This is a genomic window from Acinetobacter zhairuonensis (assembly GCF_022601715.1).
Taxonomy (GTDB): domain Bacteria; phylum Pseudomonadota; class Gammaproteobacteria; order Pseudomonadales; family Moraxellaceae; genus Acinetobacter.
Window position 1 is genome coordinate 61,196 of sequence record NZ_JAKVIM010000013.1, and the last position, 16,203, is coordinate 77,398.

At 40.9% G+C, this 16,203-nt stretch carries 14 protein-coding genes; 12 read left to right on the forward strand and 2 right to left on the reverse strand.

Features of this window, described 5'->3' with window-relative positions:
* Positions 1-3: 3 nt before the first annotated feature.
* From MKI85_RS11520 to MKI85_RS11555, 9 genes are all read left to right on the forward strand, one after another.
* Positions 4-1,560, forward strand: coding sequence for a 3-hydroxyacyl-CoA dehydrogenase (locus MKI85_RS11520; protein WP_241627873.1), 1,557 nt, complete (start codon positions 4-6; stop codon positions 1,558-1,560).
* A 13-nt stretch (positions 1,561-1,573) separates the two neighbouring features.
* Positions 1,574-2,785 (forward strand): 3-oxoadipyl-CoA thiolase, encoded by a 1,212-nt coding sequence (gene pcaF / locus MKI85_RS11525; RefSeq protein ID WP_241627874.1) that lies wholly within the window; start codon positions 1,574-1,576, stop codon positions 2,783-2,785.
* 59 nt (positions 2,786-2,844) lie between these two features.
* Positions 2,845-4,137, forward strand: a complete 1,293-nt coding sequence (gene paaK / locus MKI85_RS11530; protein ID WP_241627875.1) for a phenylacetate--CoA ligase PaaK — start codon at positions 2,845-2,847, stop codon at positions 4,135-4,137.
* A gap of 65 nt (positions 4,138-4,202) precedes the next feature.
* The gene (gene paaX, locus MKI85_RS11535; RefSeq protein ID WP_241627876.1) at positions 4,203-5,144 is read left to right on the forward strand and encodes a phenylacetic acid degradation operon negative regulatory protein PaaX; all 942 of its coding nucleotides are present in this window, start codon (positions 4,203-4,205) and stop codon (positions 5,142-5,144) included.
* A gap of 36 nt (positions 5,145-5,180) precedes the next feature.
* Positions 5,181-5,783 (forward strand): gamma carbonic anhydrase family protein, encoded by a 603-nt coding sequence (locus tag MKI85_RS11540; RefSeq protein WP_241627877.1) that lies wholly within the window; start codon positions 5,181-5,183, stop codon positions 5,781-5,783.
* Positions 5,784-6,493: 710 nt separating this feature from the next.
* The gene (locus MKI85_RS11545; protein WP_241627878.1) at positions 6,494-7,270 is read left to right on the forward strand and encodes a class II aldolase/adducin family protein; all 777 of its coding nucleotides are present in this window, start codon (positions 6,494-6,496) and stop codon (positions 7,268-7,270) included.
* 308 nt (positions 7,271-7,578) lie between these two features.
* A complete protein-coding gene (locus tag MKI85_RS11550; protein ID WP_241627879.1) occupies positions 7,579-8,883 on the forward strand; it encodes a DUF1254 domain-containing protein in 1,305 nt (434 codons plus the stop codon).
* A gap of 172 nt (positions 8,884-9,055) precedes the next feature.
* The gene (locus tag MKI85_RS16975; RefSeq protein ID WP_413350581.1) at positions 9,056-9,184 is read left to right on the forward strand and encodes a hypothetical protein; all 129 of its coding nucleotides are present in this window, start codon (positions 9,056-9,058) and stop codon (positions 9,182-9,184) included.
* A complete protein-coding gene (locus MKI85_RS11555) occupies positions 9,169-9,438 on the forward strand; it encodes a DUF805 domain-containing protein (protein ID WP_413350583.1) in 270 nt (89 codons plus the stop codon). Before MKI85_RS16975 ends, MKI85_RS11555 begins: the two co-directional genes overlap by 16 nt.
* A gap of 969 nt (positions 9,439-10,407) precedes the next feature.
* Here MKI85_RS11555 and metG read toward each other — a convergent pair.
* The gene (gene metG / locus MKI85_RS11560) at positions 10,408-12,468 is read right to left on the reverse strand and encodes a methionine--tRNA ligase (RefSeq protein ID WP_241627880.1); all 2,061 of its coding nucleotides are present in this window, start codon (positions 12,466-12,468) and stop codon (positions 10,408-10,410) included.
* Positions 12,469-12,819: 351 nt separating this feature from the next.
* Here metG and MKI85_RS11565 point away from each other — a divergent pair, with 351 nt between their 5' ends.
* Together MKI85_RS11565 and MKI85_RS11570 are read left to right on the forward strand one after the other, a co-directional pair.
* Positions 12,820-13,620, forward strand: coding sequence for a hypothetical protein (locus tag MKI85_RS11565; protein ID WP_241627881.1), 801 nt, complete (start codon positions 12,820-12,822; stop codon positions 13,618-13,620).
* Positions 13,621-13,762: 142 nt separating this feature from the next.
* Complete coding sequence (locus tag MKI85_RS11570) at positions 13,763-14,236, forward strand: hypothetical protein (protein WP_241627882.1); 474 nt, start codon at positions 13,763-13,765, stop codon at positions 14,234-14,236.
* 48 nt (positions 14,237-14,284) lie between these two features.
* Here the strand turns inward: MKI85_RS11570 and MKI85_RS11575 are convergent, their stop codons facing one another.
* Positions 14,285-14,587 carry a hypothetical protein gene (locus tag MKI85_RS11575; RefSeq protein WP_241627883.1) on the reverse strand — a complete coding sequence of 101 codons (303 nt, stop codon included), beginning with the start codon at positions 14,585-14,587 and terminating at the stop codon, positions 14,285-14,287.
* Positions 14,588-14,913: 326 nt separating this feature from the next.
* Here MKI85_RS11575 and apbC point away from each other — a divergent pair, with 326 nt between their 5' ends.
* The gene (gene apbC, locus MKI85_RS11580) at positions 14,914-16,167 is read left to right on the forward strand and encodes an iron-sulfur cluster carrier protein ApbC (protein ID WP_241627884.1); all 1,254 of its coding nucleotides are present in this window, start codon (positions 14,914-14,916) and stop codon (positions 16,165-16,167) included.
* The last annotated feature ends 36 nt before the right edge of the window (positions 16,168-16,203 follow it).

Below are 16,203 nucleotides of genomic sequence, written 5' to 3' on the forward strand. Positions count from 1 at the left end.
AACATGGATAAGATCAATTTACAGCAGGCACCTGTCGCTGTAATTGGTGCAGGTACCATGGGAATTGGTATCGCCCAGTTAGCTGCGATGCATGGACATCAAACCTATGTGTATGATGTGGATGCCAGTAAAACGGAAGCTGCATTACAGCAACTTGCTGCACAACTCACAAAGCGTGTGCAAGCAGGAAAAATGACGCAGGAACTGTATGACAGTACTTTTGCCAATTTAAGCGTTGCGCATGAGTTAGCACAGTTAGCACCCGCACAACTGATTATTGAAGCGATTGTTGAAAAGAAAGAAGTCAAGCAAAGCTTGTTTCAACAGTTGGCTGCAGTGTGTTCTGAACATACAATTTTTGCATCGAATACGTCTTCAATTTCAATTACAGCCATTGCTGCTGCGATTCCACATCCAGAGCGTGTTGTTGGGGTGCATTTCTTTAACCCAGCACCGGTGATGAAACTGGTGGAAATTATCCGTGGTTTAAAAAGTTCAAACGCGATTGCAGATGCATTGCTGGAACTGATGAAGTCATGGAACAAAGTGCCGGTATTGGCAAAATCGACGCCTGGTTTCATCGTCAATCGTGTGGCGCGTCCATACTATGCGGAAGCATTCCGTGCATTACAGGAAAATGTGACACGCCCTGAAGAACTCGATTTTATTCTGCGTGAATGTGGTCGCTTCGCCATGGGTCCATGCGAATTAACCGATTTAATTGGTCAAGATGTCAATTTCTCGGTCACGCAAAGTGTCTATCAAGAATTCTTTTATGAGCCGCGTTATCGTCCATCCTTGATTCAAAAAGAACTGGTGGATGCAGGTTGCTTTGGTCGCAAAACTAAACAAGGTTTTTACGATTATATGCAAACAACGCCAAGCCCACAGTTTGAATTGCCTGTACGCTATGCCAAGTCTGTTGAGAAACTGGCAATCACCGTGAAAGGCGATTGGAAACATTCTTCTGGTTTAATTGAACGTTTGGCTCACGCTTCACATCTTGAAGTCAAGTTTCAAGAAGGTGCGCAGGATGAAATATTGGTCGGTGAAGTGTCAATTCGTCTTTCATTGGGTGAGTCGGTTGATCTGGATTATGCCGATCAGAAAGTCGTGTTGATGGATTGGCATGCAGACTGGGAACAAGCCAAAGCAATTCCAGTGGTGGCTTCAGTAGCATGTTCAGAAGCTGATCAGTCGGTTGTTGATATTTTATTTATTGGCATGAATGTGATACCACTGTGGACACAGGATCATGCAGGACTTTATGTGTTACGAACCATTTCAATGTTGGTGAATGAAGCCTGTGAAGCGGTGTTACATGACATTGCATCAGAACAAGATATTGATTCTGCAATGAAATATGGTGTGAACTATCCGCAAGGTCCGTTCCAGTGGGCAGAAAAAATAGGATACAACACTATTTTACAAACTCTGAAAAATCTGTATCGTATTTATGGTGAAGAACGCTACAGACCAAGTATATATTTAGCGAAGAAAACTGCACGAGGACAGGTGCAAAACAGCCCGCAATCACAACAATTTCTTATTGCAGGCTAAAGGAAGAAGACAGATGGAACAAGTTTATATTTTAGATGGCATTCGCACACCAATTGGTCGTTATGCAGGTGGTTTAAGCGGTATTCGTGCCGATGACTTGGCGGCATTACCAATTCAGTATTTGAAAAATCAACATCCACATTTACCTTGGAATGAATTGGATGAAGTGATCTTAGGTTGTGCTAACCAAGCCGGTGAAGATAACCGTAATGTGGCGCGTATGGCGTCATTATTGGCAGGTTTACCTGATTCAGTGCCTGCCATTACCGTGAACCGTTTATGTGCTTCTGGCTTAGATGCGGTAGGACTTGCAGCACGTGCGATCAAATCGGGCGAAGTACAATTTGTCTTGGCAGGCGGCGTTGAGTCGATGAGCCGTGCACCCTTTGTACAATCGAAAGCAACCACTGCATTTAGTCGTACGCCTGAAATCTTCGACACCACCATTGGCTGGCGTTTTATCAATCCAAAATTCAAAGCTAATTTTGGTGTAGATAGCATGCCTGAAACCGCTGAACACGTGGCGGAAAAATATCAAATTAGCCGTGATGACCAAGATTTGTTTGCTTATCGCAGTCAGCAAAAAACGGCAGTTGCACAGCAAAATGGTGTTTTGGCTGAAGAAATTTTGCCAGTGACCATTCAAGACCGTAAGAAAAACAGCATCACCATTGATAGCGATGAGCATCCACGTGCAGATACGACTGTGGATGCCTTGGCCGCCTTAAAAGCACCTTTCCGTAAAGAAGGCGGTTCAGTCACTGCGGGCAATGCTTCTGGCGTAAATGATGGCGCGGCATGCATGTTACTGGGCAGTCCAGAGTTTGCAAGCAAGCATGGTTTAAAACCTTTGGCAAAAGTGGTGGCCATTGCCCAAGCTGGGGTTGAAGCGAAATACATGGGCATTGGTCCGGTACCCGCGGTACAAAAAGTATTGAAGCAAACAGGCTTAAGCCTTGACCAAATGGATGTGATTGAACTGAATGAAGCCTTTGCTGCGCAGTCGCTTGCCGTGATGCGTGAACTCGGTTTGCAAGATGATGATCACCGTGTCAATCCAAATGGCGGTGCGATTGCACTGGGTCATCCACTGGGCATGAGTGGCACACGTTTGGTGATTACTGCCATGAAAGAATTGAAGCGTCGCAATGGAAAATACGCGCTCTGCACCATGTGTGTGGGTGTCGGACAAGGTGTCGCACTGATTATTGAAAATGTGGATTAATGAATAATCTACAAAAGGAATAACCCGCAGTCAGGATGACTGCACAAGGAGTACAAAATATGAATAACAATGCAATGGAAAAGATTGAAACGGTTTCAGTGGATGAGTTACGTAGTGTGCAATTGGAGCGCATGAAAAAGACACTGCAACACGCCTATCAGAATAGCTCAGTGTATAAGCAAAAATTTGATGAAGCAGGGGTACATCCTGATGATTTCAAATCTTTAGAAGACTTGGCAAAGTTTCCGTTTACCACCAAAAAAGATTTACGCGATAACTATCCATTTGGCATGTTTGCTGTGCCTCAAGATCAAATTATCCGTATTCATGCGTCATCGGGCACCACAGGTCAACCAACGGTTGTCGGTTATACCCAAAACGATATTAATGTGTGGTCAGATGTTGTGGCACGTTCATTACGTGCAGCAGGACTGTCAAATAAAGATGTGATCCAAGTGTCGTATGGCTACGGTCTGTTTACAGGCGGCTTGGGTGCACATTATGGTGTAGAACGCTTGGGTGCAACGGTTATTCCAATGTCAGGTGGTCAAACTGAGCGTCAAGCACAACTGATTCATGACTTTAAGCCGACTGCGTTAATGGTGACGCCATCCTACTGCTTAAACATTATTGAAGCGTTGGAAAAGAAATTCGGTACTGCAAAAGACTGTTCAATCAAAACAGGTATTTTTGGTGCAGAACCATGGACCAACGAAATGCGCCGCGAGATTGAAGAGCGCCTAGGCATTAATGCCTTGGATATCTATGGTTTATCTGAAGTGATGGGACCAGGCGTTGCAATGGAATGTCTGGAAAGCAAAGATGGACCAACCATTTGGGAAGATCATTTCTATCCAGAAATCATTAACCCTGAAACGGGTGAAGTCTTACCAGATGGTGAGTTGGGAGAGTTGGTGTTCACGACCATTACCAAAGAAGGGATGCCAGTCATTCGTTACCGTACCCGTGACTTAACCCGCTTATTGCCAGGTACTGCGCGCACTATGCGTCGTATGGACAAAATTGTGGGTCGTAGTGACGACATGATGATTATTCGTGGTGTGAATGTGTTCCCTTCACAAATTGAAGAACAGATTTTACATATTCCACAATTGGTGCCGAACTACCAAATTCAAATTTGCAAACAAGGACACTTGGATACTTTGCATATTCGTGCTGAAATGCGCAAAGATGTGAGTGAAACGTTAACTCCGCAAATTGCAGCCTTATTGAAAAACCAGATCAAGACCATGGTCGGTATTTCAGTGATGGTTGAAATTTTACCAGAAGGCAGCCTGCCACGTTCTGAGGGGAAAGCGCAACGCGTCTTTGATATTCGAAAATCGGCATAAGTTTTAGTTGAATGATAGATCACATGATTTATCATTCTGATCTGACAAGGTAATAGTTGAACGCAATGAATCTCAAATTAAAACAAGTTATTGATGATTTCATTAACAACGAAGCACTGAGTGGCACCTCGCTGATTATGACCATCTTTGGTGACTGTATTTTTCACCGCGGTGGCATTATCAGCCTTGCCAGTTTAATTCAGTTAATGGATGTGTTTGGTTTTAACGAGCGTTCGGTTCGTACAGCCGTATTTCGCCTTGTCCAAAATGGTTGGCTGATTTCCGAGAAAATCGGACGTACCAGTTACTACCGTGTCACGGAAAGCAGTCGCCAACGCTTTATTATGGCAGATCAGAAAATTTATAGTTTCACGCAACAAGAGTGGGACCAAAAATGGGATCTGGTATTGCTCAGTTCAGTGGAACTGGAAAATAAAGTCACCTTGAAAAAAGAGCTGGAATGGCTCGGTTTTGCCAACATTGCCACCAATGTGATGGCGTATCCCGGCTGTGACCATCTCAAATTACAAAATCTGTTGTTAAGCTTGAAGATGACCGATCAAGTGGTGATCTTTAAAGCCGAAGCTTTACAAATCTGGCAAGAATCTTATCCGACGGTAAAACGCATGGTCGAGACAAACTGGCCAGTGCAAGAGCTGCACCAGCGTTATGAAAAGTTCATCAGTGATTTCAGAGAATTCTTTAATCTGGTGGAAAGTGATGAAGAACTGAATCCAATGCAAGCGTTTCAGATTCGTATTTTACTGATTCATCAATATCGTCGAATTTTACTCAAAGACCCGAATTTACCTTTTGAATTATTGCCATCGAACTGGCTGTCGCTGAATTCACGTAATTTGAGCAGTAATCTCTATCAAACCGTGGTGTTAGCAGGCGATGAATTCTTTATGGACATTGCAAGAACTTCAGAAGGTTCTATGCCACCTGCGCATCCACAATTCTTTAAGCGTTTTGGTGGCTTAAAGCAGGAAGAGCCAAGCTACTAAGCGCACAAAAATATATTACAGTTTAAGGAATAAACTATGCCGTGTTATGCCATTGATGGTGTCATTCCTGTGGTCAGCCCCAAAGCTTTTGTACATCCGACCGCAGTGTTGATTGGTGATGTAATAGTCGAAGAAGGGGCGTATATAGGTCCTTTTGCAGCTTTACGCGCAGACTTTGGCGGAATTCATATTCATCAAAACGCCAATGTGCAAGACTCTTGCATCATTCATGGTTTTCCGAACAATGTCACCGTGGTGGAAGAGTTTGGGCATATTGGACATGGTGCGATTTTGCATGGTTGTCGTATTGGTAAAAATGCCTTAATCGGTATGAACAGTGTAATTTTGGATGAAGCTTATATTGGTGAAAATACCATTGTCGGTGCCAATAGCACAGTGAAAGCCAAAGCCGAGATTCCAGCCAACTCAATGGTGGTAGGGAGTCCTGCACGTGTGATTCGTACCTTGGAAGCCAAAGAAATTGCATGGAAATTTAAGGGCACCCAGCAATATATGGATTTAACCGCACGTAGCCTAAGCACAATGCAAGAAGTTGAGCCATTAACTGAAAATACGGCAGAGCGTTTAACTCATACTCATTTTAATTCTGACCATGTCATCAAGAGTCATGCCAGTTAAGTTAATGCGCTGAAAACTACTTTAGCCTTTTTTGATAAATCGCCTCCATCTGTATTTTATTGTTCTTATGAATAAATAGATGGAGGAATTATTATAATTTTCAATTGGATATCAAAGCTTGAAGGCATCTCAATTGCGTGTTTAGGCAATACATATAATTTAACTCTTTTAAAACAAACCTTAATGAAGGTTCAATGCATTGCTTATCTAGAATTGTTCGATAGAAAAAATGCTCACCTACAACCATTGATTTAATGTTTTGGAAACTGCCCAGTTTCGTAATTCACTAAAAATGATCAATTATGCAATCGAGTTCAGAAGCCAGAAGCGGTAGGTATTTTGAACTTGGTGTATATCAGTGTGATTTATGATTAAAAACCAATTCTTTTGATCATGAAGATCACCTTATTACCTACGATGTCGCCAGTGCATACGATGAGAAGTGATGAATAATGACATTGAGCACAAGTGCTGACTGAGATAATTTCAAGCTGAAAGCTATTTAAACAGTTTTCTTTTTTGTTCCTTTTTTATTGAACACATCAGTTTGATGTCTTGGGTAATGATGATTCATTTCAGGATGAATTAACTTGCTAGAGATGCGGCTGATTCGATGAAAGCGGGATACAAGTGTTTATGGAAAAACAATGATTTCACGCAGGAACGCCGTGAAGTAATTAAAAAGTAATGGAAAAATGAAGGATTTACCCATGACAAGTTTACAAGCCATGCAAAGTCTTAAAGATGTAGTCTCTGCGACTGAATGGGAGGCGCGTTGCCAGCTTGCAGCTTTATACCGTTTAATTGCTCATTTCCGCATGACGGATTTAATTGATACACATATTAGTTTACGAGTTCCTGATGAAGATGGTCATTTCTTAATTAATCAATATGGGATTCCATTTGAGAAAATGACGGCTTCACATTTGGTGAAAATTGATTATAACGGCAACATCGTTACAGATTACGATCAAGGTAAAATGGTCAATACCGCAGGCTTTGTCATTCACTCTGCCATTCATGATGCACGTAAAGATGTGCATTGCGTGATCCATACCCACACTGCCGATGGTATTGCGGTTTCTGCACAAAAACATGGTTTATTGCCACTGTCACAACATGCTCTAAAATTCTATAACAAAGTCAGTTATCACGAATACGAAGGTGTGGCATTGCTGACCGAAGAACGTGAGCGTTTGGTAAATGACTTGGGTCAAAACCGCGTCATGATTTTACGCAATCATGGTTTGTTATCGACAGGTGATAGCATTCAACGCGCTTTCCACGAAATTTATTTCCTAGAGCGTGCTTGCCAAGCGCAAATTAAAGCCATGGCGGGTGGGGCAGAGTTACATCTTCCTTCGGAAGCTGTGCGTCAACATACGGCACAACAATTTGAGGACAAGTTGATTGAAGTGGTAATGCTCAAGGCGTGGAACGCTGCATTATCTTTAATTGAACATCAACGTGAAGAATATTGTTCATAAGCGTTTCAAATTATTTTCTTGAGCGTTTTGTTACAGCTAAACATTGCCCAAGGCTTATTCATTCAATGACATTGCAGGAATGAATAAGCCTTTTTTATGTACCTTAAAATGAATGATTTGGATAAGGTTTCAACCTTTATGCAGATTATTGATTAGCAGTTTCTTATTAAAAAAATATAAAAAAAACAATAGAGTAGATAGTTAAGTCAAAATATAGATTTTGTATGAATAACCATTAATTTGAGTGGTGCAAATGAACATTAAAAAGGCTAAAAACATATAACAAATTATAACGTTAAGGGAATAACATGAAAAAAACAGCTTTATTATCATTGATGATGTTAGGGGCAATGAGTTCGATATCTCATGCTGCCATTTCAGATAAAGTTGCTAAAGATGCTTATCTTTATGGCTATTCAATTGATGAAGCCTATAAGTACTTTTATAAAACTACGGTTGCAACCAATACACCGCTAAACCGCTTCCAAAACATTCGTTATCTCGCGGATGATACCTATACTGCTCATCCATCCATCAATAACGATACGCTGCATTTAATGGGCTGGTTAGATGTGGGTGCTGAACCAGTCATTGTGAGTATTCCTGATTTCGATCAGGATCGTTACTGGATTCTGCATACCATGGACATGGGACACTACACGACTGCCATGATTGGAGCCAGAACACGTGGAACCAAGGGTGGGCGTTTTATGTTTGCCTCAAAATCATGGAAAGGCACAGTACCAGACAGTGTCGATGAAGTCATTTATGTTGATTCAGATTTGCAGAAAATGATGGGTCGTATTATGGCGACCAACAAAGCAGATGAGAAAAAAGCCCTTAACTACATGGACCAATGGAATATTCGTACCTTATCTGAATATTTAGGTGTGGCTGGACCAAAACAAAAAGAAAGAACCTATCTAGATCCTGCAAAAACCTCATGGTTAGAGCGTGTCAACTTCATGTTGTGTGAAGGCACCATGGCAGAAGCGGATAAGAAATGGGTGAGTCAGTACAAAGCCATGGGGATTGCACCATGTAACTACAATCTGACTCAGGAGCAACTTGCAGCTGCTCAAGTCGGTGAAAAGTTGGGTATGCAGCATCTTAAAGACCTTGTACCGAAATTGAGCCACTCACGGAACTTGCTTGGCACACGTGAACAATTGAACGATGGTGCCCGAGATTTGTTTGATATGGGAACGTATATAGGTCAGTGGGGCTTACCAGCAGATGAAACGGTATACTTAAAAGCTGATGTCGGTTCAGATGGTCAAAAGATCAATGGCGCCAACGGTAAGAAATACCAAATGCGTTTCAAAGCTCCAGAAGTGAGCCAATTTTGGTCATATACGGTATATGGTTCTGACAACCGTCTAATGGCACACAATGAATTGAATCGTCATAGCCGTGGTGACCGCACGCTTAAACCAGATGCAGATGGTATGTATACGATTGAATTAAGTTCTGATGTTAAAGCCAATGCTAATAATCCGAACTTCTTACCGATTCCAAACAAAGACAGCTACATTATTTTAAGAATGTATGGTGCAAGTAAGGATGTTCAAAATGGCAAGTATCAAATGCAAACGGTACAAGTAGTTAATTAAGTTAACGAAAAAAAGACCATAAATTTTAAAATAATAGCTCTCATAAGAGGGCTATTTTTATTCACTTTATTATTTAAGAATTGGTTACAGGAATATATTTTAGAAAAGTACATGGTTCCAGTATGGTGATATTTCTAACAATAAAATATTGAATATCAATTGGAACTTTATAATGAAAGGTACATTAGCAGATTTTAACTTCCAGATTAATGAAGGTGTGATTCAAGGGGACGATGGTAAGCGCTATAGCTTCTTTGGTTCGGAAAGGAATATTGGTATTTCTATTTGTTCCAAATTTTAATTGGACTCATTTTGGGCGTAAGTTTGGCAATTATAGGCGTGAGTGACGCTGGAATAGATGCGATTTCTGGCTTACTTTCACTGTTCTTTTTATTGCCATCACTTGCTGTTGGCGCACGTCGTTTACACGATGTGAACCGTTCAGGTTGGTGGATGCTGTTGGCGCTGACCATTATTGGTCTTATTCCATTGTTGATTTGGGCTGTTTCAGAAACTAAGCCTGAATCGAATCAATGGGGAGAGCCAGCGAAGTAAATATATGCGTTAAAAATTGATCTGACAGAGATACTTTTCTGGTGTTTCTGTCAGTTTGAGTTAGATCAAACAGGAGTAACTAGACGATTTTCAATTTTTTGTGGAAGTAAATGAAAACAAATATGTTTGATTGGACGATATTGTCTTTTTGAGCAGAATCTATTTGTAGAGTTCTATTTTTAAGCAATCTATGTTGTCATTGTAGAATGTATGACGTTCCAATACGTTTTTGATTGTGTATGCTCTTTATTAAATGAAATGCTTCTTTTGCTTCAATTGAGATAACTTCACTACCTTTTTGTTTTTTCCAATTTATAAATATTATGAGAGCAACTAAAGCACTGAAAAAAAGTAGCTATTGTATTTAATTGATCAATTTGCATTTGGGATTACCTTGTAAAATAAAATTTAGATGATCTTTACTTTTGACTGGGCAAAAGTAACAAAACCCTTTTGTTCGTTAAGGGCACGTCCATGTGCCCTTAACGAACGGGCGACATCCATGTCGCAGGTCATGTGATTAGATTAATAGTAAATTTTAAGATTTCGCACGGTGTTCGAGGCTTTTTCTATTTGCTTCATTAATTTGTTCAGATAACGTATAAATGGCAGTTATATACTAGAAAGTGTTTCATAATTATTGGTTTATATCGCTTTTAATTGTGAGAAGCATACACGTAATTATGAATTAATCTAGCAGAACGTAAGATTTGAGAGGGCGACATGGATGTCGCCGTTAGCTTGTGATACATGGATGTATTATCAAGCTAACAACAGATTTTTGTTACTTTTGATCTTTCAAAAGTAAGGCAATGCCTACGCAATGAAAATTGAGTTTAGATTGTAAAGTGGGGCAGTGATTCAATAAATCCTCTCTCTAATCCTCTCCTTTAAAGAGGGAGAGGGAACTAAAAACCAATAAAAAAAGCCCCTACAATGTAGAGGCTTTTTTTATTTAAGAATTAAATCTTAAGAAACCTTATCACCAGCTTTAGCGCCAGATTCAGGTGAAATCACCCAAACACCTTCGCCATTACCCGCTGCAAGTACCATACCGTTAGAAATACCAAAACGCATCTTACGTGGCGCAAGGTTCGCCACCATTACCACCAATTTGCCTTTTAAGTCTTCTGGTTGGTAAAACTCACGAATACCACTGAACACGTTACGTGGTTCAGCTTCACCAACGTTTAAAGTCAATTGAAGAAGTTTATCCGAACCTTCAACCGTTGCCGCTTCTAAAACTTCAGCAACACGAAGATCAACTTTCATAAAGTCTTCAATACCAATAATTTCAGCTTCACCGACTTTAGGCTCAGGTTTTTTCTCAGCTTTCTTTTCTTTTTTCTTTTCAGCTTTAACTGGTTCAGCAGCAGGCACAGCTAAAGAGTCTTTAGATGCATCCACCATTGCAGCAACTGCTTTCGGGTCTACACGTTGCATTAAAGGTTGGAACAATGCAATTTCGTGGTCTACTAATGCAGTTTTTGCTGAAGCAAAGTCAAAGTGGTCTAACTTCAAGAAGTCTTGTACTTGCGCCGCTAAAGTCGGAAGGACAGGCGCTAAATACACTGCCAATTGACGGAACAAGTTAATCCCCACAGAACATACATCGTGTACTTGCTGTTCTTCACCTTCAATTTTCGCTAAAGCCCAAGGCTTTTTCTCATCAATATATTGGTTCGCTTTATCGGCAAGCGCCATGATTTCACGAATCGCTGTAGAGAATTCACGTGCTTCATACGCTTTAGCAATTGAATCGCCTGCATCAATAAAGTTTTGTACCAGTTCAGGCTCTGCACACGTTGCAGATAGTCTGTTATCAAACTTGGTGTTAATGAATTTTGCACAACGGCTGGCAATGTTGACTACTTTACCCACTAAGTCCGAATTTACTTTTTGTACAAAGTCATCCAAGTTCAAGTCTGAATCTTCAACTTTGTCTGAAAGTTTAGATGCGAAGTAGTAACGTAAATATTCAGGGTTTAAGTGCTGTAAATAAGTTTCAGCTTTAATGAAAGTCCCGCGAGATTTTGACATCTTCTGACCATTTACAGTCAAGAAACCATTCACGAATAAACCTGATGGGGTACGGTAGTTTGCACCTTCAAGCATTGCAGGCCAGAACAACGCGTGGAAGTAAACAATGTCTTTACCAATGAAGTGATAGACTTCATTTTTAGAATCTTTTTTCCAGAAATCATTGAAGCTGAGTTCTGGACGTTTGGTTTTAATGTAGTTTTCAAAACTTGACATATAACCAATCGGTGCATCAACCCAAACGTAGAAATATTTGTTGGGTGCATCTGGAATTTCAAAACCGAAATACGGTGCATCACGGGAAATATCCCAATCTGCCAAACCAGCTTCAAACCATTCATCTAACTTGTTGGCAATTGAAACTGGTAAACGACCTTCATCACGCGTCCATTTCTGTAAGTATTCACCAAAGTTTGGCAATTTGAAGAAGTAGTGATCTGAAGATTTTTCGACAGGTGTCGCACCGCTTAAAGTCGATTTTGGATTCAATAATTCTGTTGCGTTGTATGTCGTACCGCAGACTTCACATGAGTCGCCATATTGATCTTCCGCCTTACATTTCGGGCAAGTGCCTTTAATGAAACGGTCAGACAAGAACATGCCTTTTTCAGGGTCAAACAATTGTGAAACTGGGCGAACTGCAATATTGCCAGCTTCGCGGTTTTTCACATAAATTTCAGAAGCACGGGCACGGTTGGTGTCACTATGGGTTGAATCATAGTGATCAAAGTGCACACCAAAACCGTCAAAATCACGAATGTGTTCTTTTTGAACATTGGCAATTTGTTGTTCTGGGCTAATGCCATTGGCTTCAGCACGCAACATGATTGCCGTACCGTGAGCATCATCCGCACAGACATAAGTCACATCATGTCCCATTGCACGCATGGCGCGAACCCAGATATCTGCTTGGATATAACCGAGTAGGTGACCCATATGGATCGGACCATTGGCGTATGGAAGGGCGTTAGTGACTAAAATATTGCGCACGGATATAACTCTCTCATTCGTAGTTAATGCAAGGGCATTGATTTTACCTTAGATAGTCGTGACTTGCACAAGTGAATCGGTGAAAAGTTTTTTAAAACTGATTGTAGGCGGTCTGAATAGAGCTGTCAGATTGCGTATAGAGCACCAATTTGAGAGGAATACTGGAAAAACAATCGGAAATGCTTGGTTTTATAAGCCCTAAATTAGGTAGCTCATATCTCTATTGAGACTTGAGTTGCTTTTTAAAGTTTAAGTTTTAGGGGGCTAAATGATTGCGTATTTTCACTATATTCATGTGGCAATAGCAGCGATAATACGCAGATTCAGCCTGTTTCTAAGAGTATGTCGTCCATGATTGATGATGATTTTGATTTCGACCAGCCCGTCACACGCATAAAGCCAAATGCCGACCATCAAAAACAATTGGGTAGCCATATTCTAAAAACTGCGGAACAATACCTTGCTGCAATGGGCAGCCGTGTGCATACACAATTGGTTGATTCACTCCGTCAGCTTGAGGCGGAAGATTCGTATTTCGCAGTCATGGCTGATCAGCTTGAGTATGAAAGTGATGAACCCATTGCCAATGACCTGCTAAATTTGTTGTATTTTTGGAAAATGGCGAATGAAAAAGAAGCGGATATTGCAGCATTTCAATTGCCCGATTTAATCCAAACCAATTATTTTCAGGCAACTTTGCTAGAGGCTTACGATGCGATGGATTTAGGCGTATTCCAAGCCCAACGCCGTAGCGTGATAGAAGAAACTCTAAAACTGTATCAACAGCAGTGTTATGCAGGCTGTATTACGGTTATTTATGGCCAAATTGAAGGGATTTTGACGGATGTGCTGATTGAACAGGGGTATTTACAGCAAAATCAAACCAAGTTTGTTGATGTCTATAAAATTGTGCCAGGTCTAAAAGGCCATGAAGTAAAAAGTTTATGGCATAAAGTTAAAATTGCCAGTGAAATCAATCCGTATTTTCTCAGCCTTGAAGCCTTTAAAATGGATACGAGTTCAAGTGTCACTGCTAGTCGTCATAATATAGTACACGGTGCAGACGTCACTCATTTTACTCAGGCACGCGGTTTTATTCTGTTTATTTGGTTGTTTGCAGTCATCAGCTTTATCAGTACTTTGAAACGTTAATCTATTCTGTATTGGTATATTCGATGAGATTTCAATTGATGAATCCTGTACAGCTATTGTTTCAATATGCTGTTTTATATTTTATTCAATTCAGATCACGGTATAACTATAGAGAGATGCTATAACAGAAAAAGGTGTGAAAATGACCGTTGAAAATAAAATTGATGAATTAAAAGATAAGGCTGCGGAACTTGGCGATGACCTGAAACAAGCCGCAAAAGATGCACAAGCCGAAGGTGAAAAGGTAATTGATGATTTAACAAGTGCAGCTGCTGAAGTGAAACAAGATGCAGAACAAAAACTGGATGAAGTGAAGCAGAAACTGGACGAGCAACAGGCTGCAGATGAAGATGCAGGTTTTGATAGCACCATAGAAGATGCCAAAGCAAAGTGGGCTGAAGTACAGCATCAAGCACAGGAAACCTATGAGCATTTTAAAGCAGAAGCCAGTCATCTATTAGATGAAGCCAAGGTGAAATCAGCAGAGCTAAAACAGGAAGCTTCTGTCAAATTTGATGAGTTAAAAGTTCAGGCAACCGAAAAGTTTGATGAACTGAAAAAAGCTGCAACCGATACCCTAAACAAATTCAAGAAAGATGATCACGATAAATCTTAACTTGAACAGTTGTCACAATCTCTCGCTCGGCATGGACGTTGAGTGAGTTTAGGGATCAAGACTTATCCATTCTATCTGACGAATCAGGTTATCCACGATCGTCAAAAAATACTGCTTCCCATCTATTTCATAGACATAACGCATTGCTCTGTATTGCTTTTGATTTTCGGTAAAAGTATAGCTGCTCATCGAATTGGGTGATTGCCCCATGCGCGTCACAAGCTCGTGAAAACTGTCCCCAACATGAATGATGGTGCCTGAAGCTGTTTTGACACTTGAAGCCTGAAAAGTTTCAGCTTGCAGTAGAGGGGAAAATGTCAGACCCAGAAAAAACAGGAGTGGAAATTTCATGTGGTATGCCCCGTGTTGTTAAGAAGCGCTATTTAGAATAATTTTTTAATCGGTCACCAAAATGAAATGTTGTTATTTCTCCAATGTAGGCTCAAATAGGGGTGTGAACATCAGGAGATTTGTTATTGTGGAGCATTACGAACTTATGTGCTGATGAAATGAAAGAAGCCGCTTGCGTTTCCAGATTGCTTTTTGCTTAAAATCTGACAAATTTACTCGGTTTTTATTGCCTGATTTAAACAGCAACGCAGTACAACGCTTAACCTGATTGAAAATAACCGTTAAACTATGCCATTCAGCTGTATATCCAGACTTGGAGTAAATGTATGTCGTGGCTTTCTTCACTTAAATCTGTTTTTTCACCTGCGCAGGAGGTGAAGGAAGAAGAAATCCAGCAGGTTTTACAGCAGTACATTTTGCCGAATTCAACTCACGCATTAAAAGACCGTATTTCACAAATTAATGTGCAAGGTCGAGTCTTACAAATCACAATTAATACCTATCCTGAAGAAGCCGATCATTTACAGCAAATCCATGATGATTTGGCGGATGCCCTAGAGAAGTGTGGCATTCAGGAACTGAACATGCATGTGATTCAGCAAAAAACAGGACACAAGGCGGGCGGTTGTGGACATGACCATGCCCAAGGTGAGAGTTGTTCTACGCCTGCCAAAAATGAAAAAAGTAATTTACCTCCAGTGATGGATGCTGCTGCCCCAGCTCAGACTGAAACAGAAACAGATCCGAATAATCCACCAATTGCCAAGGCTGCACCACAACAACGTGATGTGCCTAAACACCCACGAATTCAAAATGTGATTTTGGTGTCTTCGGGCAAAGGTGGGGTTGGTAAATCGACGACCACGGTGAATCTAGCGTTGGCATTACAACAATTGGGATTGAAAGTTGGTGTATTAGATGCCGACATTTATGGTCCAAGTATTCCAACCATGTTGGGCAATGCGGGTAAAACCCCAATGATCGAGGCGGAAAACTTTGTCCCACTCGATGCTTATGGTCTTGCTGTACTATCAATCGGTCATTTGACTGGCGATCATAATACGCCTGTAGCATGGCGTGGTCCAAAAGCCACGGGTGCGCTCATGCAATTGTTCAATCAAACCTTATGGCCAGATTTGGATGTCTTGGTGATTGATATGCCACCGGGTACAGGGGATATTCAATTAACCCTTGCACAGCGTATTCCAGTGACAGGTGCGGTGATTGTCACCACACCACAAAACGTGGCACTCATGGATGCAACCAAAGGGATTGAACTGTTTAACCGCGTGCAGATTCCAGTGATGGGGGTGATTGAAAACATGTCGACCCATATTTGCTCGAATTGCGGATTTGAAGAACAAATTTTTGGTACTGGTGGTGGTGATAAATTGTCTGAGCAATATCACATTCCGCTTTTAGGTCGTTTACCTTTAGATGCAAAAATTCGTGAAAATGCAGATGCAGGTCAGCCGTCAGTGATTGCAGGAGATGCTGCTGCGGAAAGCTATTTAGCCATTGCTGAAAAAATTGCGGCAAAATTAACGAAAGCAGAAAAAGAGAAAAATCGTATTTTTTAATGCCATTTAGCCTTTGAAGAAAAATAAAAAAACGCT

What these genes read in the sequence shown, in the direction of transcription:
- MKI85_RS11520 (WP_241627873.1), top strand. Translation starts at nt 4, where the DNA reads ATGGATAAGATCAATTTACAGCAGGCACCTGTCGCTGTAATTGGTGCA.
- pcaF (WP_241627874.1), top strand. Translation starts at nt 1,574, where the DNA reads ATGGAACAAGTTTATATTTTAGATGGCATTCGCACACCAATTGGTCGT.
- paaK (WP_241627875.1), top strand. Translation starts at nt 2,845, where the DNA reads ATGAATAACAATGCAATGGAAAAGATTGAAACGGTTTCAGTGGATGAG.
- paaX (WP_241627876.1), top strand. Translation starts at nt 4,203, where the DNA reads ATGAATCTCAAATTAAAACAAGTTATTGATGATTTCATTAACAACGAA.
- MKI85_RS11540 (WP_241627877.1), top strand. Translation starts at nt 5,181, where the DNA reads ATGCCGTGTTATGCCATTGATGGTGTCATTCCTGTGGTCAGCCCCAAA.
- MKI85_RS11545 (WP_241627878.1), top strand. Translation starts at nt 6,494, where the DNA reads ATGACAAGTTTACAAGCCATGCAAAGTCTTAAAGATGTAGTCTCTGCG.
- MKI85_RS11550 (WP_241627879.1), top strand. Translation starts at nt 7,579, where the DNA reads ATGAAAAAAACAGCTTTATTATCATTGATGATGTTAGGGGCAATGAGT.
- MKI85_RS16975 (WP_413350581.1), top strand. Translation starts at nt 9,056, where the DNA reads ATGAAAGGTACATTAGCAGATTTTAACTTCCAGATTAATGAAGGTGTG.
- MKI85_RS11565 (WP_241627881.1), top strand. Translation starts at nt 12,820, where the DNA reads ATGATTGATGATGATTTTGATTTCGACCAGCCCGTCACACGCATAAAG.
- MKI85_RS11570 (WP_241627882.1), top strand. Translation starts at nt 13,763, where the DNA reads ATGACCGTTGAAAATAAAATTGATGAATTAAAAGATAAGGCTGCGGAA.
- MKI85_RS11575 (WP_241627883.1), bottom strand. Translation starts at nt 14,587, where the DNA reads ATGAAATTTCCACTCCTGTTTTTTCTGGGTCTGACATTTTCCCCTCTA.
- apbC (WP_241627884.1), top strand. Translation starts at nt 14,914, where the DNA reads ATGTCGTGGCTTTCTTCACTTAAATCTGTTTTTTCACCTGCGCAGGAG.